Here is a 17,911-nt window from a genome sequence, read left to right as displayed (position 1 = left end):
TTCAGGCACCAGCCGATTTGGTGACATCTGGAACCGGGGGCGTCTTGCCGCCTACTTCAAAGAAGGTATAGGACAAAGTAATGGTTTTCACATCTTTAGACAGCTTCGTGTCAATCACAAAGGCAACCGGCCACTGTTTCTTTTCACCGGGCGCCAGGGTGTATTGGCTAAAACAAAAGCACTCCAGCTTGTTGAAATGCGCTCCAGCCTGCGCTGGCGCATAACTGGGAATGGCCTGAGCCGACATGGTACGGTTTTGTACATTCTGGAATTCGTACATGACGGTTGTGAGTTCCCCGGGATGTACCTGCAGAGAGCTCTGAGCCGGCTTGAAATGCCACGGTCCACGTGAATTTGCATCGAACTCCACTGTGATGGTGCGTGTGCGATCAACCTGCGTATTGGCCGGAAGCGTGGCAGTGGCACCGGGAATCAGCCTGTCACCCAAGGCCAGCACGTTGATACCGGTCATCTCGCAAATGGCCTTGTAGATCGGCACCAGTGCATAACCGAAGCAAAACATGCCAAGCACGATCACACCCAACTTTTTCAGCATGTTGAAGTTTTCGCGCTTGATCATGGGAATTTTTCAGAATTTAAAAGTTTGACTGGCTTAACGGCCCAGAAAAATCATCTTGGCCATGAAACCAAAAAAGAAAACGATAACTACCGATACCAGGATCAGTGCAAGGCGGAGATTGCTTTTTTTCTGTTCGGGTTTCATGAAATGGTTCGTCAATTTCAGGCAATTACGCGAGTGGCCGTGGCGTCAAGCTTCGGTGGTGTTTCGAAAGTATGGAAAGGTGCAGGCGACGGAACTTCCCATTCCAGGCCTTCTGCACCCTTGCCGCCTTCGTCCAGCCAAGGGTTTGCCTTGGCTGGCACGCCTTTGCCACGCATGGCCGGCAGCACCACGAAAAAGAAGAAATACACCTGTGCAAATCCAAAGAAGAAAGCGCCCACGCTGGCAATCGCGTTGAAGTCGGCGAACTGCATGGGATAGTCAGCATAGCGGCGCGGCATACCGGCAAGGCCCAGAAAATGCATAGGGAAAAATGTGACGTTGAAGGAAATCAACGACCACCAGAAATGGATCTGGCCACGACGTTCGCTGTACATGACACCGGTCCACTTGGGGCTCCAGTAGTAGTAACCGGCAAACATGGCATAAAGCGATCCAGCCACCAGCACATAGTGGAAGTGGGCAACCACGTAGTAGGTGTCCTGCAGCTGAGTGTCAATTGGCGCCACTGCCAGGATCACGCCAGTCAGACCGCCAATGGTGAACACAAAGATGAAGCCGACCGCAAACAGCATCGGCGTCTCGAAGGTCATCGAACCCTTCCACATGGTGGCGATCCAGTTGAACACCTTCACCCCGGTCGGCACGGCGATCAGCATGGTCGAGTACATAAAGAACAGCTGTCCGGTGATCGGCATGCCGGTGGTGAACATGTGGTGAGCCCACACAACAAAGCTAAGGATGGCGATCGAGCCTGTGGCGTACACCATCGAGGCATAGCCAAACAGGCGCTTGCGTGAGAACGCTGGAATGATCTGGCTGATGATGCCGAAGGCCGGCAAGATCATGATGTAGACCTCGGGATGGCCGAAGAACCAGAAGATGTGCTGAAACATTACCGGATCGCCGCCACCGCCTGGATTGAAGAAACTGGTGCCGAAATGGCGGTCAGTCAGCGTCATGGTGATGGCGCCAGCGAGCACCGGCATCACGGCGATCAGCAGGTAGGCCGTGATCAGCCAGGTCCAGCAGAACATCGGCATTTTCATCAAGGTCATGCCGGGTGCGCGCATGTTCAGGATGGTCACAATGATATTGATCGAACCCATGATGGACGAAGCGCCCAACAGGTGAATCGCGAAGATACCCGCATCCATCGCAGGCCCCATCTGCAGCGACAGCGGGGCATACATGGTCCAGCCGCCAGCCATCGCGCCGCCTGGCAGCAGGAAGGACGTGGTGAGCATCAAGGCCGCCGGAATCATCAGCCAGAAGCTGAAGTTGTTCATGCGGGCAAACGCCATGTCCGAAGCGCCAATCTGCAATGGAATCATCCAGTTTGCAAATCCAACGAACGCCGGCATGATGGCGCCAAACACCATGATCAGACCGTGCATGGTCGTGAGCTGGTTGAACAGTTCCGGATTCACAAGCTGCAAGCCGGGCTGGAATAACTCGGCCCGGATCAGGAGGGCCAGGACACCACCGAACATCAGCATCGTGAAGCTGAACAGCAGGTAAAGCGTGCCAATGTCCTTGTGGTTGGTGGCAAATACCCAGCGGCGCCAGCCTGTAGGGACATGGTGATCGTGGTCATCATGCGCGTGATCTGGATGGTCTAGAACTGCACTCATCTTGGCTTCCTTTGGTGGCTTGTGCCTGTAGCTTTTTTGTCTTTTAAGGCTGGGAACGAATCGCTCTACAGCCCGTCATTTATCAGTGATGGAGTTACTTGCGTGCAGCCTGGACTTCGGCGGGCTGAACGATCTGACCGGTCTGGTTGGACCAGTTGTTCTTGGTGTAGCTTGCTACTGCAGCCAGGTCGGTATCGCTCAGCGCTTTCCAGGAAGGCATGGCACCACCGGCAGCGCCGTTCAGAAGAATCTGGATTTGCTTGTTGTGGTCAGCATCCATCACGATGGCCGATCCATCCAGCGGCTTGATGGGACCGGCGCCCTTGCCGTTGGCCTGATGGCAGGCTGCGCAATTGGCGGTGTACACCTTTTCACCACGCGCCTTGAGGTCAACCAGCGTCCAGACTTTGGACGGATCATCAGCCAGGGCAGCAGCCTCCTTGGCCTTGACGGCAACCCAGGCGGTGTAATCCTGAGCAGACACTACCTTGACGTGGATAGGCATGTACGCATGCTCCTTGCCGCAAAGTTCCTGGCATTGGCCATAGAAATCGCCAATCTTTTCTGCACGGAACCAGGTGTCGCGAACAAAGCCGGGAATCGCATCCTGCTTGATGCCAAAGGCGGGCACGGCAAATGCATGAATCACGTCATTGGCAGTGGTAATAATGCGGATTTTCTTGTCGACCGGAACCACTAGCGGGTTGTCTACCTTGAGCAAGTAATTGTCAGGTGCCACTTCGCCAGCTTTGGGGCCGCCATTGTTGGACATTTGACGATGCGCGGTATCCAGCGTCGAGACAAAGCCGATGCCTTCGCCCTCGCCCTTGATGTAGTCGTAACCCCATTTCCACTGGATGCCGGTTGCCTTGATGGTCAGGTCGGCACTGGTGGTGTCTTTTTGGGCAACCAGCACCTTGGTGGCGGGCAGGGCCATGCCGATGACGATGACGAAAGGAACGATGGTCCAGGCAATCTCCACAACGGTTGATTCGTGGAAATTGGCCGCCTTGTGTCCGACCGATTTACGGTGCTTGAGGATGGAATAGAACATCACTCCGAAAACAGCCACGAAGATCAGCACGCAGATGATCATCATGAACCAGTGGAGCCAATGCTGCTCTTCGGCGATGCGGGTGACGGCAGGATGAAGATTGAGCTGATTGACCGCCGGGCCGCCAGGCAGATCGTTGACGGCATAGGCAGCGGTGCTCAGCCAGGCTGCTGCAAAAACGCTTGCTGAGCCGGCATGCTCAAAGCCAAGCCGTGTCAATTTGCTCATGGTGTTGCTCAAGTTCATCGTGATCACTTTTTTTCCGCTTCAATTACCGATTGAATTAACCTGCGATTATAAAGTTTGCGACAGGTCAAATTTCCAAAATTGAAAATGAGGCAGCAACATGCCGGCCACGGTTCAGCAGGCGCGCAAGGCAAAGCGTATTTCGCGCGCCAGCAGGGGCCGCAATTCGGGCCGGACATGGCGACCTACCCGCACCAACCGGCCTTGGCCCGACACTTCGATCAGGGAGCCGTCTTCATTCTTGGGCTCGATGCGAACCCACTGCCGGTTGAAAGCAGCACGCACGGTCCGGCCAGCGGTTTCTGATTCCACGACCAGTTGCCCATCCTGTAAAAATATTTTTTCAGTATCGCCTGCATGACGCGCATAAACAACAAATAAGGTGCCAATGGCCAGCAAGGCAAACGTCATCACGGCCGATGCACTCTGTGACGCCATAAAAGCAGCCGCACCAAGACAGGCAAGGCAAAGCGACAGATAAAACCATCCGAGCTGTGCAGGAGAGATCAGGCTGCTTCGCTTGTGGCGCCAAAGCACGACCGACCCTTGGGAGGAAACATGGTTTTCCGAAACACGGGAAAATTGAAAAGCCGGGGCTAAGTGCAACATATGACGACCCTTACAAAGCAAAAGACAGCGCCGCAAAAAACGGCAAACCAAACCTGAACAGTGTCACAAGCAGTCAAGCCTGATCGTATATGGCCAGATTTAAACAGAAACTGACTCAATCCTTTTTAGGGAAAACCGCAAAGGCCTAAACACAATCCGTCAAGACAATTTGCCACACTTAGGAAGCAAATAACTCAACCTGAGTTGCCTGAACCACTCTGCAGCATCCGGCGCATGTCTTCAACCGACACTGCGCTCAGCGCACTTACCTTGAATTTTGGCTTGGCTTTCAGCGCATGTCCATAAATGACTTCGAACGTCAGCGACAGCCGGCCGTCGCTGCCGGTCAATTGCGCTGCCAGTTCACGCTCAAGTCTTGCCTTCCATGCCTTGCCGCGCAAGCCGGCAAACCGGGCGGGATGAAAATTTCGGCCAAGTTCGGCCAATTCCTGCAGCAGGCGTTGCGGGGTTTCATAGGTGAGCGTGATGCGCTCCATGTCCATCACCGGCTCGGCGAAGCCGGTTTGCACCAGCATGTCGCCCCAATCGTGCATGTCGGTCAGTTCATGCCCTGCGGGTGGCCAGCCCAGGCGGGCGTACAGCGAACGCAACTCTCTGGCTGTATCGGGTCCCAGGCAGGAAAACATCAGGAATCCATCGACCTTCAAGGCGCGATGCCACCGGGCAAGCAATGCCTGCGGATCGGCGGATTCGTGCAGCGCCATGTTGGCCCACAGCATGTCCACGCTGTCCGGCGGCGGCATCTCGAAACGCATCGGCGCAGCGCGCCACTGGCTTGGATTCCACCAGGGCTTAGCCATGTTTTTAATAGCTACTTGTGCCCGTCCTTCCTGCGCTTCAGCAACAAAACATGCTGAACCCGGATAAATTTTCGCGAGCTCGGAATGCGCCTTGAGCCCACCGCGCAAGGCGCCCCAGTGTGCCCAGGCCTGCGGTTTGAGCTTGATCCACTCCAGCCGGCCCTGCATGCGGCTGGCCACTTCCTCATGCAGCCAGGGAGAAGTCAGCGGTGCCGTTCGCTGCCAGCGATTGACGGCGTTCGGATCGAGCGTGGGGGGACGCGAGGTGGTGGTCATGGGGGCAATGGTGGCACAAGGTCGGCCAGAGTATATTGACACGGTGTTACAAAACCTGCTTGCCCTTCGCCGATTCATGCCCCGCACGGTCAGCCAATGCGCCGTCTGCCACAGCTGGCCGGCAACACAGGTATGCCCGCCCTGCCTGGCGCGCTTCATGCCTTGCCAGTCCTGCTGCGCGATGTGCGCGCTGCCGTTGCTCACGCTGCTGCCAAGTGAACCACCGCAAACATCCTTTCGCCTGTGTGCGGCTTGCATGCGCCAGCGCCCACCAACGGATGCGACGCTGGCCGCTGTGCCTTATGCCTATCCCTGGTCAGCGCTGATTTCACGCTACAAGTTTGGCGAGCAGCCTGGCTGGGCTGGTTTCTTTGCCGGCCTGCTTCTGCAGACACCCGGGGTGGCGCAGGCGCTGGGCGAGCTGGGCGCACAGGACTGGCTGCTTCCCCTGCCGCTGTCGGCCGAGCGGCTGCAAACGCGCGGCTTCAACCAGGCGTGGGAGCTGGCCAGCGCCCTGGCACGCCAGTCCGGCACAGTGGCTCGTGCCGACACGCGGCTGCTGCTGCGGCTGAAACACACGCGCCCGCAAAGCCAGCTCGGGCGGGAAGCCCGCCTGGCCAATGTCAAGGACGCTTTCCAGGTCGATCCGCTGCGCGCCAGCGAACTGGTCGGCCGGCGCGTGGTGCTGGTGGATGATGTGATGACCAGCGGCGCGTCGCTCTTTTCGGCGGCGCAGGCGCTGCGGGATGCCGGCGCGGCGCAGATCACGGCGGTGGTGCTGGCGCGCACGGCGCCCGCCTAGAATCGCCGCTTCGTTCAGCACATCTTCATTCACCACTGCCGCCTTGATCGGCATTGCTCCGCCGTCAAGACACGGCCTTTTCCCTTCTGTACTTGTCAACCCATGTTCAACATCGTCCTGGTCGAGCCCGAGATTCCGCCCAACACCGGCAACGTGATTCGCCTGGCAGCCAACACGGGGTGCAGGCTGCACCTGGTCGAGCCGCTGGGTTTTTCGATGGATGACAAGCACATGCGGCGCGCCGGGCTGGACTACCACGAGTACGCCCAGGTGCTGCGCCATGCCAGCTGGCCGGCCTTCCTGGCCAGCCAGCAGCCGCTCACTGACCGGCTGTTTGCCCTGACCACGCAAGGCTCAAGCACGATGTACGGCGCGCATTTTTTGCCGGGCGACTGGCTGGTATTCGGCTCTGAAACCAAAGGACTGGCGCCGGAAGTACGCGCCTCATTCGGCCCGGGCCAGCGTTTGAAGGTGCCGATGCTCGCCGGCCAGCGCAGCCTGAACCTGTCCAACAGCGTGGCGGTCACCGTGTTCGAGGCCTGGCGGCAAAACGGTTTTGCGGGCGCCGCCCTGCCCGCCTGAGCCCGACAGCGTCAAACCAGTCGTTTCACGGGTAGCGCCGCACCAGCGATTCGGCCACGCACACCGGCTTGTCCGCGCCTTCACGCTCCACCGTCACGTTCCACGCCATCTGCAAACCGTTTCCCTCGATCGGCTCGGCGCTTAGCAGCGTCATCCGGGCGCGCAAACGGCTGCCAACCGGCACGGGCGCCGTGAAACGCACCTTGTTCAGGCCATAGTTCACGCCCATGCGGCAGTCGATGATTTCCATCGACGACTCAAAAAACTTCGGCAGCAGCGACAGCGTCAGAAAGCCGTGCGCAATCGTCGTGCCGAACGGACCGGCGGCGGCTTTTTCAGGTTCGACATGAATCCACTGGTGGTCGCCGGTGGCCTCGGCAAACAGGTTGACCTGTTGCTGCGTGATGGTGAGCCAGTCGCTGACGGCGACTTCCTGGCCGGTGCAGGCGGCCAGGTCAGACAGAGTTTGAAAGGTTTTCATCAAGCCACTGTAGCCGGATGGCTGGCACAGCAAGCTGGCCGGGTGTCGGTTGGGTGACAGTCCGGTTGCAAAAACACCGCCGACAAAAATCTTCTCCGACGCAAGCGGCGCCCGACTTTTCCGCTATCGTTGCCGGATGCATGCCATTCATGAAAGAATTTCCCGCTCTGGCGACTGGCCCGCACCACTGCAGTTGTGAGACCTGAATGAACCACGCACCCGACTGGCTGATCAACAGCTTCATCTACCTGTCCGCCGCCGTGGTCGCCGTGCCGCTGGCCAAGAAGTTTGGCCTGGGCTCGATCATCGGCTACCTGGCGGCCGGCATCGCCATCGGGCCGTGGGGACTCGGGCTGGTCACCAATGTGCAGGACATCCTTCATTTTGCCGAATTCGGCGTGGTGTTGATGCTTTTCCTGATCGGCATGGAGCTGGAGCCCAAGCGGCTGTGGAGCCTGCGCCGCCCCATCTTTGGCTGGGGCAGCGCCCAGATGCTGAGCTGCGCGGCGCTGCTGACCGGCACGGCGATGGCGTTTGGCATTGCCTGGCAGACCGCGCTGGTGGCCGGCCTGGGGCTGGCGCTGTCATCCACGGCCATTGCTTTGCAATCGATCCATGAACGCAACCTGATGCGCACCTCCAGCGGGCAAGCTGGGTTTTCGATCCTGCTGTTCCAGGACGTGGCGGCCATCCCGATTTTGGCGCTGATGCCGCTGCTGGCGACGATTGAGGGGTCAAATGAGGCGCTGGCGCAACCGCACCGGGCGCTTGAAGCTCTGAAAATCATAGCGGTCATTGCCGGTATCATCCTCGGCGGCCGGTTGCTGCTGCGCCCGGTGCTGCGCTGGATCGCCAACAGCGGCACACCCGAAATCTTCACCGCTGCGTCGCTGCTGCTGGTGGTCGGCATTGCCGCCCTTATGCAACTGGTCGGGCTTTCAATGGCGCTGGGGGCTTTTCTGGCCGGTGTGCTGCTGGCGGAAAGTGAATACCGGCGCGAGTTGCAAACCGACATCGAGCCATTCAAGGCCTTGCTGCTGGGCCTGTTTTTCATCGCCGTCGGCATGAGCATCGACTTTGGCGTGCTGTGGAAATTTCCGGGCCAGATGCTCGCCATCCTGGCCGGCTTTCTGGGCCTGAAACTGCTCGCCATCTACGCTCTGGCGACGGCGATGAAGCTGCCTTGGCAGGAGCGGCCGGTGTTTGCGCTGCTGCTGGCGCAGGGCGGCGAATTTGCCTTCGTGGTGTTCCAGGCGGCGGCCGGCGCCCGGGTGTTTTCTTCGGAAACTGCCTCGCTGCTGATTGGCGCCGTGGCGCTGTCGATGCTCATCAGTCCACTGCTGCTGGTGGCCATCGACAAGCTGCTGCTGCCGCGCTATGCCAAGGGCAAGAAACCAACGCTTGAAGAAATCTCCGAGCCGCAGGAAGCGCCGGTCATCATTGCCGGCTTTGGCCGCTACGGCCAGATCGTCGGCCGCATGCTGCTGGCGCAGGGCATTTCGGCGACGGTGCTGGACCATGATGCCGACATGATCGAGACCATTCGCACCTTTGGCTACCGCGTGTTCTACGGTGACGCCACGCGGCTGGACCTGCTGCGCACGGCGGGCGCGGCGCAGGCCAAAATCCTGGTGCTGTCGGTGGACAACGTGGAGCAGTCGCTGAAAATCGTCGATATCGTCCATGCGCATTTTCCGCAGTTGCAAATCGTCGCCCGCGCCCGGGACGTGCCGCACTGGAACGCGTTGCGCGACCGGGGCGTGATGCGCGTCGAGCGCGAACTGTTCGACTCCAGCCTGCGCAGCGCCCGCACCGTGCTCGAACTGCTGGGCCAGCCAGCCCCTGCCGCACAGCAGGCCGCCGAACGCTTTCGCCAGCACAACCTGGCGCTGTTCGAGCAGATGTACCCGCACCGCAACGACCGCGAGCAGTTCATCGCCGTGGCCAAACAGGGGCGCATGCAGCTCGAAGCGCAGATGAAGCTGGAGCGCGAGCAACTGGTGCGGCAGGCGCAGGATGCGCGGGCTGAAATAGTAATCAAATAGGCTTCTTGCGCAATACTGGTGGACGTAATCAGCTATTATTTAAATAGCATAATTTCACAACGTAGCCGCTGCCTGCCCTGTAAAACTCCAAGGATTCGCCCATGACCCACCCGACCCCGACTGTTCTGAGCGCTGCCGAAACCGCCCTTGCCTTGCCCTACCCGGCGTTGGCGCGGCAGATTGAAGCCGTGCTGCGCGACCCGGCTGTGGTCGTTCCGGCGCGCATCGTGCAGCCATTGCCGGGTGGTGGCAGCCTGTTCGTCATGCCGGCAACCGACGCCCGCGTTGCCATCACCAAGCTCATCACCTTCACGCCGGGCAACGCCAGCCGCGGCTTGCCCAGCATCCAGGGCGACATCGTGGTGTTCGACGTGGTGACCGGCAGACGGATGGCGATTCTGGATGGCCCGACCGTGACCGCGCGCCGCACGGCGGCCGTGTCGCTGCTGGCCGCGCAAAAGCTGGCCAGGCGCCCCGACGGTCCTTTGCTGATCGTCGGGGCGGGCGTGCAGGGGCGCTCTCACCTGGAGGCCTTTCAAGCCGGCCTGGGCCTGCAGGAAGTGTGGGTGGCTTCGCGCAACCCGGCCAGTGCGGATGCGCTGGTGCAACACGCCCGGACACTGGGCCTGCGCGCCCGGCGGGTCGATGACGCCGATGCCGCCATGGCCGACTGCCCGCTGGTCGTCAGCACCACGCCGGCCCAGCAGGTCGTCTTGCGCGCCATGCCGCGGCCGGATGCGTTTGTTGCAGCCGTGGGCGCCTTCACGCCTGCGATGGTTGAGTGGGATGCCGAAATTTGCCGCCGTCTGGCCACACAAGGCACGCTGGTGGTCGATACCCGCGACGCCGACCATGAAGCCGGCGACCTGCTGCAGGCAGGCATCGACGTGACCGCCCTGCCGACACTGGCCGACGTGGTGAGCAATACCCCAGCCTGGACGCGTCAGGCCGGCCGGCTGGCCAGCGGCCCGGTGTTTTTCAAAAGCTGCGGCTGGGGCGGCTGGGACCTGGCCGCTGCCCGCTGCATGGCCGACCCGTCCGCCTGAAAACCAGCGGGTTTTCTGCCGTTTCCCGCTTGCTGCCCTGATAAATCAGCGGCGCCTAATGAAATCCGTCCCACAGCAGCTTGACCCCCGTCAAAAACATGCCGCCATACAAAATCCGGTAAAACCACAGCGGGCTGATGGTTCGGGCCATGCGCACGCCGACCCACACGCCAACAGGCGCCAGCGGCAGCAGCACCAGCGAGGTCGCCATGTTGCGCCAGTCGAGCAAGCCCAGCCAGGCGTAGGGAATCCACTTGGACAGGTTGATGACAAAGAAGAAAAACGCCATGGTGGCGGTGAACTTGACCGGGCTCAGGCGCAGTGGAATGACATAGGCGCTGATCGGCGGGCCGCCGGCATGGGCGACAAAACTGGTGAATCCCGAGGTGATGGTCAGCAGCGCGCCCAGCCATTTTGGCGGCGGCGCACTGTCAGGCCGGGGCGGAAACAGCAGGCGCTGCGCCAGGAACAGCAGCGTGAAAGCGCCCACGAGGGCCGCGACCGTCTGGGCATCAAGCACCCGGAACAGCAGTGCGCCCACCACCGTTCCCGCCAGCCCAAAAGGCACCAGAAACTTCAGGAGCTGGAAATCAAAATCCTTGCGGAAAGCGGCGATGCCGAGCAGGTCCATGAGCAGCAGCAGCGGCATCAGGATCGCCGCGGCCTGCGGCACGGTGATGGCCAGCGCCATCATGGGCACCGCCAGCGAACCAAAGCCGGCGCCAAAGCCGCTTTTGCTGATGCCCAGCAGCAGCACGGCCGGCACGGCAACGGCGTAAAAGAAGGGGTCGGTGATCAGCGGGAAGTCCACGGCGGCAGGTCTTTCTGGCCCGCATCGTGTGGCAAGGCGGGGATGGCAAGAACAAAAATCTTCCATATTACCTGCCGCATGGCAAGTGCTGGACGCACGACAATGGCCGCATGCTGGTGGACATTCAATCCTGGGGAGAAACGCTGCGCCTGCTGGTCGAACTGGCGGGCACGGCCGCTTTTGCCGTGTCGGGCCTGCTGGAAGCGGCGCGCAAAAAGCTCGATGCCGTCGGCGTGTGCGTGGTCGCCTTTCTGGCGGCCTTTGGCGGCGGCACACTGCGCGACCTGCTGCTCGACCAGCGGCCGTTTTTCTGGGTCCTGCATGTCGAACTGCTGTGGGGCGTGATGGCGCTGTGCGTGCTGGCGATGCTGTTCTTGCGCCAGCACCATTTTGAAGTGACTGAAAAGTCCATCCAGTGGCCTGACGCGCTGGGGCTGGGCCTGTTCACGGCAACTGGCGTTCATCTGGCGCTGGATGCGCAAATGCCGATGCTGGTGGCGGTGCTGATGGGTCTGACCACCGGCGTGTTCGGTGGCGTGCTGCGCGACATGGTCTGCAATGAAGTGCCCACCGCATTCAGGGACCACCGGCCGTATGCCGTCTGCGCCTTTGCCGGCGGCTGGGCCTATGTGGGCCTGGAGATGCTCGACGCGCCCGGCTGGCTGGCGCTGGTGGCCTGCGTCGCCGTGACCGCCGGGCTGCGCCTAGTGGCACTTTGGCGCAACTGGGAACTGCCCGCCTGGCAGGTCTGAAGCGATGCGGTTCCGGTGGCATCCAGGCTGCGGTCAAGCAGCGCACCGGGCCCAAGCGGCACGAGCGCTGCAACCACCGTTCAGTCCATGCTGGCGCCTGAATCCTTCACCACCTTGCTCCACTTGAGCGACTCCTTCTGGATAAAGTCGGCAAACTGCGCCGGCGTTTCGGTGTGGACCTCGGCGCCCTGGTCATTGATCTGCTTTTTGACGTCCGGCTTGGCCAGCACCTTGACGATGGCCGCGTTGAGCGTGGTGATGACGGCGGGCGGCGTGGCAGCCGGCACAAACATGCCGAACCACGACGTTGCTTCATAGCCGGGCACGCCGGCTTCGGCGATGGTCGGCACGTCAGGCAATTCCGGCGAACGCTTGGCCGTGGTGACGGCAATGGCGCGCAGCTTGCCCGAACGCACATGCTGGATCGCCGAGGGCATGTTGTCAAACATGATGCCGACCTGGTTGCCCAGCAAATCGGTCACGGCCGGCGCGCTGCCCTTGTAGGGAACGTGCTGCATGTCGACGTTGGTCATTGACTTGAACAACTCGCCCGACAGGTGGATGGAACTGCCGTTGCCCGCCGATGCAAAGTTCACCTGGCCTGGATTCGCCTTGGCATAGGCAATCAGTTCCTTGACGGTCTTGAAGGGCTGCTTCGGGTTGGCGACCAGCAGGTTGGGCACATTGGCCACGCGGGTCAGGGGCGCAAAGTCCTTGACCGGATCGAAGGGCATCTTTTTGTACAGCGCCGCATTGATGGCATGCGTGCCGACCGTTCCCATGAACAGCGTGTAGCCGTCCGCTGCCGCCCGGGACGCCGCCTGGGCGCCGATGTTGCCGCCCGCGCCGGCGCGGTTGTCAACGATGACGGTCTGGCCGAGTTCGGCCGTCAAGCCCTGGGCGACGATGCGCGCCAGGATGTCGGTGGTGCCACCGGCCGCAAACGGCACGATGATGGTGACGGTCTTGTTCGGGTAGGCCGCCTGCGCCGCTGCGGGCACAGCAGCCAGCAGGCCGGCGCCCAGCAAAGCCGCAGACGCCAGCGCGCCAAGGCTGAACTGACGGCGTGAAGATTGGGTGAAATCAGATAAATGCGACATTGAAAGAGTCCTCGATAAATGGGATTGGTGGAAAGTTGGTGGCTGGAACGCATTGGCTCAGGCCAATAAACAAATTTTTAGTCAAATTGACCATTTGCGCATGATGCATATACGCTTTCAGCTATTAATTCAGTAGCAAAATCAGAGGGGCGCCGTGCCCAGCGTGGTGCCGCCGCAGACGTACAGCACCTGCCCGGTGACAAAACCGTTGTCGGGCGACAAAAAGAACATCGCCGCGCGCGCCACGTCGCCCGCCGTGCCCATGCGGCCCACGGCAATGCTGTCCAGGATGCGCTGCGTCTGCGGCGCACCCTCGGGGTTGCTCTTGCGGAACAGCTCGGTGGCAATCGGTCCCGGGCCGATGGCATTGACGGTGATGCCGTCGCGGCCGAGTTCCATCGCCAGCGTGCGCGTCATGCCGATCATCCCGGCCTTGGTGGCCGAATACACGATGCGGTCCCCTTTGCCGAGCGCAGCGCGCGACGACATGTTGACGATGCGGCCGTGGCCGCAGGCGCGCAAGCTCGGCAAAAAGGCCTGCGTCAGCAGCATGGGCGCACGCAGGTGCAAGCCGACCACGTCGTCGAGCGCGGCCGTCGTCGCCGAGTCGATGGTGCCGGGTCGCGTGGCACCGGCATTGTTGACCAGCGCGGTGACGTTGTGAAGGGCAGCAATCTCGGCGGCGCGCTCGCGCGTGGGCGCTTCTTGCGTCAGGTCGACCTGGTAGGACTTCAGTTGCGGATGACTCCAGTCCGGCATCACGTAGTCAAGGTTGACCACCGTGCAGCCCTGGGCCAGCAGGGCTTCGGCAATGGCGCGGCCAATGCCCGAGCTGGCGCCGGTGACGACCGTGACGTCATCCGTGGCTGCACGCATGGTGTTCAAACCTTTTCCAGGATCACGGCAATGCCCTGCCCCACGCCGATGCACATGGTGCACAGCGCATAGCGCCCGCCCGTGGCATGCAGGCGATTGACCGCGGTGGTGGCCAGGCGCGCACCGCTGGCGCCCAGTGGATGGCCCAGCGCAATCGCGCCACCCCAGGCGTTGACCCGGGCGTCGTCGTCTTGCAGGCCCAAGGCGCGCAGCACGGCCAGGCCCTGCGCGGCAAAGGCTTCGTTGAGTTCGATCACGTCGATCTGGTCAAGGGTCAATCCGGTCAGCGCCAGCACCTTGAGCGTCGCAGGCGTTGGCCCAAAGCCCATGATGCGCGGCGCCACGCCGGCTGTTGCCATGCCGACCACGCGGGCACGCGGCACCAGGCCGTTTTTGGCGGCGGTGGCTTCATCGGCCAGCAGCAGGGCGCAGGCGCCATCGTTCACGCCCGACGCATTGCCGGCGGTCACGCTGCCGTCGGGGCGCACCACGCCCTTGAGCCTGGCCAGCGCTTCGAGGCTGGTCTCGCGCGGGTGTTCGTCCTGGCTGACGATGACCGGGTCGCCCTTGCGCTGCGCCACACTCACCGGCACGATTTCGCGTGCCAGGTGGCCGGCCTTTTGCGCGGCCACGGCCCGGAGCTGGCTGTTCATGGCCATGCGGTCCTGGGCTTCGCGCTCAATGCCGAACTCGGTGGCGACGTTCTCGGCGGTTTCGGGCATGGAATCGATGCCGTATTGCGCTTTCATCAGCTTGTTGACAAAACGCCAGCCGATGGTCGTGTCGTACACGGTATTGGCGCGGGAAAAAGCGCTTTCGGCCTTGGGCATGACGAACGGTGCGCGGCTCATGCTTTCAACGCCGCCGGCAATCATCAAACCCGCTTCGCCGGACTTGATGGCGCGCGCGGCAGTTCCCAGCGCGTCCAGGCTGGAGCCGCACAGGCGGTTCAGGGTGGCGCCCGGCACTTCAACCGGCAAGCCGGCCAGCAGGCTGGACATGCGGGCGACGTTGCGGTTGTCCTCGCCGGCCTGGTTGGCGCAGCCGTAGATCACGTCGGTCACGGCCTGCCAGTCGACGTTCGGGTTGCGCGCCATCAGCGCCCGGATGGGAATTGCGCCCAGGTCGTCGGTGCGGATGCTGCTCAAGGCACCGCCGTAGCGGCCAAAGGGGGTACGGATGGCGTCGCAGATGAAGGCTTGGTTCATGGTCATTTGGCTTGTCTCCTGATGAAAGGTCGGTACAGTGAAAAGGGTTGTCAGCTCAGGCGGCGATTGCCAGAATCGGCAGGCCCACCAGCTTTTCAAGTTCGGCATGCGCCAGCCCATCGACCCTGTCGATGAGTTGCAATCCCTGCGGTGTGCATTGCAAGGTGGCCAGTTCGGTGTAAATGCGCTTGACGCAGCCGATGCCGGTCAGCGGATAACTGCACTGCGCCACCACCTTGCTTTCGCCTTGTTTGGTCAGCAAATCCATCATGACCCAGGTTTGCCGGGCACCGATGGCCAGGTCCATCGCGCCGCCCACAGCCGGAATCGCGCCCGGCTCGCCGGTGCTCCAGTTGGCCAGGTCGCCTGTGCTGGACACCTGAAACGCGCCCAGCACGCAGATGTCAATGTGGCCGCCGCGCATCATCGCGAAGCTGTCGGCATGGTGAAAATAAGCGCCGCCCGGCAGCAGCGTGACGGGCTGCTTGCTGGCGTTGATGAGGTCGTAATCTTCATGGCCCGCAGCAGGCGCCGGCCCCATGCCGAGAATGCCGTTTTCGCTCTGCAGGATGACCTCGCGGCCGGCCGGAATGTGGTTGGCCACCAGCGTCGGCATGCCGATGCCAAGGTTGACACAAGCGCCGTCATGAATGTCCAGCGCCACGCGTTTGGCCAACTCGTCTTTGCTTCTTTTTTGATAGCTACTCATGCTTTCTCCTTATGCGCCAGAGGCCAATTTGGCACTTATTTTTATGCCGCCGGCCTGGGTGGCGACACGCGCGATGCGCACCACATGCCTGACATGAATGCCCGGCGTCACGATGGCTTCGGGGTCGAGCGCGCCGAGTTCGACGGTCTCATGCACGGTGGCCACCGTGTAGCGTGACGCCATCGCCATGACCGGTCCGAAATTGCGCGCCGACATGCGGTAGGTCAGGTTGCCCCAGCGGTCACCCTGCTCGGCCTTGATCAGCGCCACATCGCCATAAATCGGGTATTCGAGCACGTAATGCTTGCCGTTGATCTCGCGCGTTTCCTTGCCCTTGGCCAATTCGGTTCCGTAGGCGGTCGGGCAGAAAAAGGCGCCAATGCCGGCACCCGCTGCACGAATGCGTTCGGCCAGATTGCCTTGCGCCACCAGTTCGAGCTCGATGCGGCCGCTGCGGTACAGGCCATCGAACACATGGCTGTCGACCTGGCGCGGAAAGCTGCAGATGATCTTGCGCACGCGCCCGGCCTTGAGCAAGGCGGCCAGCCCGGCCTCGCCATTGCCGGCGTTGTTGTTGACAACGGTCAGGTCTTTGGCGCCCTGCGCAATCAGGCCGTCAATCAGTTCGGTCGGGTTGCCGGCCGTGCCGAAGCCGCCAATCAATACTGTCGAGCCGTCTTTGACATCGGCCAGGGCATCGGCCACCGACAGGGCAATCTTGTTGATCATTGAGGGGGGCTCCAAAATTCAGGAATATTTGGCAACGTCATGGCAAACGCCATGAAACGACAAAGCGAACCTTGATTTAATTTGTTCGCAATAAGAACAATTGTTCGTATAATGAATTCTAGGAGATTTAAACCGCGATGGCAACCACCACAACCCCACCCTTTGCCAGCACGGTTGTCTCGTTTGCGACAAAGCGCACGTCACCCGCCCCCGGCGACAGCTATGTGCAGTCTTTTGCACGCGGCCTGGAGGTGATCCGCTCCTTCAGTGCGCAGTCGCCCCGGCAAACGCTGTCCGAAGTGGCGGGGCGAACCGGCCTGACGCGCGCCGGCGCACGGCGCATCTTGCTGACGCTGCAAACGCTGGGGTATGTTGAAAGCGACGGCAAGCTGTTTCGCCTGACAGCGCGCATGCTGGACCTGGGCTTTGCTTACCTGTCGTCGCTGCCGATCTGGAACCTGGCCGAGCCGCTGATGGAAACGCTGGCTGGCCAGGTGAAGGAATCGTGTTCGGCAGCGGTGCTGGACGGCACCGACATTGTTTATGTCATGCGCGTATCGACCCACAAGATCATGAGCATCGGCCTGGGCGTCGGTTCGCGGCTGCCGGCTTACTGCACCTCGATGGGCCGCATGTTGCTGTCGGCCTTACCGCCGGATCAAATGACGCGGGTGCTGCAGGCGTCGGAACGCAGCGCCCGTACCCGCTACACGGTGACCGACCTCGACGAGTTGGCCGCCAAAATCGCGCTGGTTCGCAAGCAGGGCTGGTCACTGGTCAATCAGGAACTGGAAGAGGGTCTGGTGTCGATGGCGGCAGCGATCACCGACCGAAACGGCCAGACGGTGGCCGCGCTCAATATCAGTGGCCAGGCCAACCGGACCAGCACGAGGGTCATGCAGGACACCATGCTGCCCGCACTACTGGGAACAGCGCGGAGCATCTCCCAAAGACTCAGCTTGCAGCGCAGCTGACAGCTTGCGCAAAACAGGGAGCGCAAGCCCGTTTGAAAAAGGAAACCTGACTCAGGATTTACGCGACCCCATCACCAGGACAACGGCACCCAGGACGATGGCGCCAAGGCTGAGCCACTGGGGAATGTTGACGGCTTTCTTTTCGGTGACGGTCAGTTCCATGGTACCGATTTTTGCAGCGGTCGTGTCCTGACTGAAACTGAAACCACCGGTAAAAAATCCGGCCAAACCGGCCACGATCAAAATAATGCCTGCAATGCGTGCTGCGTTCATCGAAATTTCCTTGCCGGGCTTGTGGTTCTTTAGGCGGTACCGCCCCGGAACTGCGCCACCCTTCGAGTAATGTAAGGACTTGCACTGAATTTGTCTGTAGGACGTTACCAGCGGTAAATTTCCAATGGACCGGTAACTTCA

At 61.2% G+C, this 17,911-nt stretch carries 20 protein-coding genes; 6 read left to right on the top strand and 14 right to left on the bottom strand.

Annotated features, from left to right (window positions below; all coding sequences use genetic code 11):
• Nucleotide 1: 1 nt before the first annotated feature.
• The 6 genes from H4V98_RS06300 to H4V98_RS06275 form a co-directional block, all read right to left on the bottom strand.
• Nucleotides 2–580 carry a cytochrome c oxidase assembly protein gene (locus H4V98_RS06300; protein ID WP_196863082.1) on the bottom strand — a complete coding sequence of 193 codons (579 nt, stop codon included), beginning with the start codon at nt 578–580 and terminating at the stop codon, nt 2–4.
• A gap of 33 nt (nt 581–613) precedes the next feature.
• Complete coding sequence (locus H4V98_RS06295) at nt 614–724, bottom strand: cytochrome oxidase small assembly protein (RefSeq protein WP_231374682.1); 111 nt, start codon at nt 722–724, stop codon at nt 614–616.
• A gap of 17 nt (nt 725–741) precedes the next feature.
• Nucleotides 742–2,376: a cytochrome c oxidase subunit I gene (ctaD, locus tag H4V98_RS06290; protein WP_196863081.1), complete on the bottom strand. Its 1,635-nt coding sequence runs from the start codon at nt 2,374–2,376 to the stop codon at nt 742–744.
• Between the two features lie 94 nt (nt 2,377–2,470).
• Nucleotides 2,471–3,658, bottom strand: a complete 1,188-nt coding sequence (gene coxB, locus H4V98_RS06285) for a cytochrome c oxidase subunit II (RefSeq protein ID WP_196863080.1) — start codon at nt 3,656–3,658, stop codon at nt 2,471–2,473.
• A 132-nt stretch (nt 3,659–3,790) separates the two neighbouring features.
• A complete protein-coding gene (locus tag H4V98_RS06280; protein WP_196863123.1) occupies nt 3,791–4,285 on the bottom strand; it encodes a DUF2244 domain-containing protein in 495 nt (164 codons plus the stop codon).
• 194 nt (nt 4,286–4,479) lie between these two features.
• On the bottom strand, nt 4,480–5,382 hold the full coding sequence (locus H4V98_RS06275) for a methyltransferase domain-containing protein (RefSeq protein WP_196863079.1): 903 nt from the start codon (nt 5,380–5,382) through the stop codon (nt 4,480–4,482).
• Nucleotides 5,383–5,539: 157 nt separating this feature from the next.
• Between H4V98_RS06275 and H4V98_RS06270 the strand changes: the two genes are divergently transcribed.
• Both H4V98_RS06270 and H4V98_RS06265 read left to right on the top strand, forming a co-directional pair.
• A complete protein-coding gene (locus H4V98_RS06270) occupies nt 5,540–6,184 on the top strand; it encodes a ComF family protein (RefSeq protein ID WP_348535219.1) in 645 nt (214 codons plus the stop codon).
• A 102-nt stretch (nt 6,185–6,286) separates the two neighbouring features.
• Nucleotides 6,287–6,766: a tRNA (cytidine(34)-2'-O)-methyltransferase gene (locus H4V98_RS06265; RefSeq protein ID WP_196863078.1), complete on the top strand. Its 480-nt coding sequence runs from the start codon at nt 6,287–6,289 to the stop codon at nt 6,764–6,766.
• Between the two features lie 25 nt (nt 6,767–6,791).
• On the opposite strand, the gene H4V98_RS06260 is transcribed toward H4V98_RS06265, so the two are convergent.
• The gene (locus H4V98_RS06260) at nt 6,792–7,247 is read right to left on the bottom strand and encodes a MaoC family dehydratase (protein ID WP_196863077.1); all 456 of its coding nucleotides are present in this window, start codon (nt 7,245–7,247) and stop codon (nt 6,792–6,794) included.
• 206 nt (nt 7,248–7,453) lie between these two features.
• On the opposite strand from H4V98_RS06260, the gene kefC reads away from it, so the two are divergent.
• On the top strand, nt 7,454–9,292 hold the full coding sequence (gene kefC, locus H4V98_RS06255; protein ID WP_196863076.1) for a glutathione-regulated potassium-efflux system protein KefC: 1,839 nt from the start codon (nt 7,454–7,456) through the stop codon (nt 9,290–9,292).
• A gap of 101 nt (nt 9,293–9,393) precedes the next feature.
• Nucleotides 9,394–10,338: a delta(1)-pyrroline-2-carboxylate reductase family protein gene (locus H4V98_RS06250; protein WP_196863075.1), complete on the top strand. Its 945-nt coding sequence runs from the start codon at nt 9,394–9,396 to the stop codon at nt 10,336–10,338.
• Nucleotides 10,339–10,393: 55 nt separating this feature from the next.
• Here the strand turns inward: H4V98_RS06250 and H4V98_RS06245 are convergent, their stop codons facing one another.
• Entirely contained in the window at nt 10,394–11,149 is a 756-nt protein-coding gene (locus H4V98_RS06245) for a sulfite exporter TauE/SafE family protein (RefSeq protein WP_196863074.1), read from the bottom strand.
• 110 nt (nt 11,150–11,259) lie between these two features.
• On the opposite strand from H4V98_RS06245, the gene H4V98_RS06240 reads away from it, so the two are divergent.
• Nucleotides 11,260–11,901 (top strand): trimeric intracellular cation channel family protein, encoded by a 642-nt coding sequence (locus H4V98_RS06240; protein ID WP_196863121.1) that lies wholly within the window; start codon nt 11,260–11,262, stop codon nt 11,899–11,901.
• Nucleotides 11,902–11,981: 80 nt separating this feature from the next.
• Here H4V98_RS06240 and H4V98_RS06235 read toward each other — a convergent pair whose 3' ends face one another.
• From H4V98_RS06235 to H4V98_RS06215, 5 genes are all read right to left on the bottom strand, one after another.
• Nucleotides 11,982–13,001 carry a tripartite tricarboxylate transporter substrate binding protein gene (locus tag H4V98_RS06235; protein ID WP_196863073.1) on the bottom strand — a complete coding sequence of 340 codons (1,020 nt, stop codon included), beginning with the start codon at nt 12,999–13,001 and terminating at the stop codon, nt 11,982–11,984.
• Between the two features lie 141 nt (nt 13,002–13,142).
• A complete protein-coding gene (locus tag H4V98_RS06230; RefSeq protein ID WP_196863072.1) occupies nt 13,143–13,877 on the bottom strand; it encodes an SDR family oxidoreductase in 735 nt (244 codons plus the stop codon).
• Nucleotides 13,878–13,882: 5 nt separating this feature from the next.
• Nucleotides 13,883–15,085: a 3-oxoadipyl-CoA thiolase gene (gene pcaF, locus H4V98_RS06225; RefSeq protein WP_196863120.1), complete on the bottom strand. Its 1,203-nt coding sequence runs from the start codon at nt 15,083–15,085 to the stop codon at nt 13,883–13,885.
• Nucleotides 15,086–15,140: 55 nt separating this feature from the next.
• Nucleotides 15,141–15,794 carry a 3-oxoacid CoA-transferase subunit B gene (locus tag H4V98_RS06220; protein WP_196863071.1) on the bottom strand — a complete coding sequence of 218 codons (654 nt, stop codon included), beginning with the start codon at nt 15,792–15,794 and terminating at the stop codon, nt 15,141–15,143.
• Between the two features lie 9 nt (nt 15,795–15,803).
• Nucleotides 15,804–16,523 (bottom strand): 3-oxoacid CoA-transferase subunit A, encoded by a 720-nt coding sequence (locus H4V98_RS06215; protein ID WP_196863070.1) that lies wholly within the window; start codon nt 16,521–16,523, stop codon nt 15,804–15,806.
• Between the two features lie 137 nt (nt 16,524–16,660).
• On the opposite strand from H4V98_RS06215, the gene H4V98_RS06210 reads away from it, so the two are divergent.
• Complete coding sequence (locus H4V98_RS06210) at nt 16,661–17,497, top strand: IclR family transcriptional regulator C-terminal domain-containing protein (RefSeq protein ID WP_196863069.1); 837 nt, start codon at nt 16,661–16,663, stop codon at nt 17,495–17,497.
• A gap of 51 nt (nt 17,498–17,548) precedes the next feature.
• Here the strand turns inward: H4V98_RS06210 and H4V98_RS06205 are convergent, their stop codons facing one another.
• Entirely contained in the window at nt 17,549–17,770 is a 222-nt protein-coding gene (locus tag H4V98_RS06205) for a hypothetical protein (RefSeq protein ID WP_196863068.1), read from the bottom strand.
• Between the last annotated feature and the right edge of the window lie 141 nt (nt 17,771–17,911).

This window comes from Polaromonas sp. CG_23.6 (assembly GCF_029892315.1).
Classification (GTDB): Bacteria; Pseudomonadota; Gammaproteobacteria; order Burkholderiales; family Burkholderiaceae_C; genus Polaromonas.
Note: the sequence above shows the minus strand (reverse complement) of the source record. Positions and strands in the feature narration are given on the sequence as shown.

What these genes read in the sequence shown, in the direction of transcription:
- H4V98_RS06265 (WP_196863078.1), top strand. Translation starts at nt 6,287, where the DNA reads ATGTTCAACATCGTCCTGGTCGAGCCCGAGATTCCGCCCAACACCGGC.
- H4V98_RS06220 (WP_196863071.1), bottom strand. Translation starts at nt 15,794, where the DNA reads ATGAGTAGCTATCAAAAAAGAAGCAAAGACGAGTTGGCCAAACGCGTG.
- H4V98_RS06295 (WP_231374682.1), bottom strand. Translation starts at nt 724, where the DNA reads ATGAAACCCGAACAGAAAAAAAGCAATCTCCGCCTTGCACTGATCCTG.
- coxB (WP_196863080.1), bottom strand. Translation starts at nt 3,658, where the DNA reads ATGAGCAAATTGACACGGCTTGGCTTTGAGCATGCCGGCTCAGCAAGC.
- H4V98_RS06205 (WP_196863068.1), bottom strand. Translation starts at nt 17,770, where the DNA reads ATGAACGCAGCACGCATTGCAGGCATTATTTTGATCGTGGCCGGTTTG.
- H4V98_RS06280 (WP_196863123.1), bottom strand. Translation starts at nt 4,285, where the DNA reads ATGTTGCACTTAGCCCCGGCTTTTCAATTTTCCCGTGTTTCGGAAAAC.
- H4V98_RS06240 (WP_196863121.1), top strand. Translation starts at nt 11,260, where the DNA reads ATGCTGGTGGACATTCAATCCTGGGGAGAAACGCTGCGCCTGCTGGTC.
- kefC (WP_196863076.1), top strand. Translation starts at nt 7,454, where the DNA reads ATGAACCACGCACCCGACTGGCTGATCAACAGCTTCATCTACCTGTCC.
- H4V98_RS06260 (WP_196863077.1), bottom strand. Translation starts at nt 7,247, where the DNA reads ATGAAAACCTTTCAAACTCTGTCTGACCTGGCCGCCTGCACCGGCCAG.
- H4V98_RS06235 (WP_196863073.1), bottom strand. Translation starts at nt 13,001, where the DNA reads ATGTCGCATTTATCTGATTTCACCCAATCTTCACGCCGTCAGTTCAGC.
- H4V98_RS06250 (WP_196863075.1), top strand. Translation starts at nt 9,394, where the DNA reads ATGACCCACCCGACCCCGACTGTTCTGAGCGCTGCCGAAACCGCCCTT.
- H4V98_RS06210 (WP_196863069.1), top strand. Translation starts at nt 16,661, where the DNA reads ATGGCAACCACCACAACCCCACCCTTTGCCAGCACGGTTGTCTCGTTT.
- H4V98_RS06270 (WP_348535219.1), top strand. Translation starts at nt 5,540, where the DNA reads ATGCCTTGCCAGTCCTGCTGCGCGATGTGCGCGCTGCCGTTGCTCACG.
- H4V98_RS06230 (WP_196863072.1), bottom strand. Translation starts at nt 13,877, where the DNA reads ATGCGTGCAGCCACGGATGACGTCACGGTCGTCACCGGCGCCAGCTCG.
- pcaF (WP_196863120.1), bottom strand. Translation starts at nt 15,085, where the DNA reads ATGAACCAAGCCTTCATCTGCGACGCCATCCGTACCCCCTTTGGCCGC.
- H4V98_RS06215 (WP_196863070.1), bottom strand. Translation starts at nt 16,523, where the DNA reads ATGATCAACAAGATTGCCCTGTCGGTGGCCGATGCCCTGGCCGATGTC.
- ctaD (WP_196863081.1), bottom strand. Translation starts at nt 2,376, where the DNA reads ATGAGTGCAGTTCTAGACCATCCAGATCACGCGCATGATGACCACGAT.
- H4V98_RS06300 (WP_196863082.1), bottom strand. Translation starts at nt 580, where the DNA reads ATGATCAAGCGCGAAAACTTCAACATGCTGAAAAAGTTGGGTGTGATC.
- H4V98_RS06275 (WP_196863079.1), bottom strand. Translation starts at nt 5,382, where the DNA reads ATGACCACCACCTCGCGTCCCCCCACGCTCGATCCGAACGCCGTCAAT.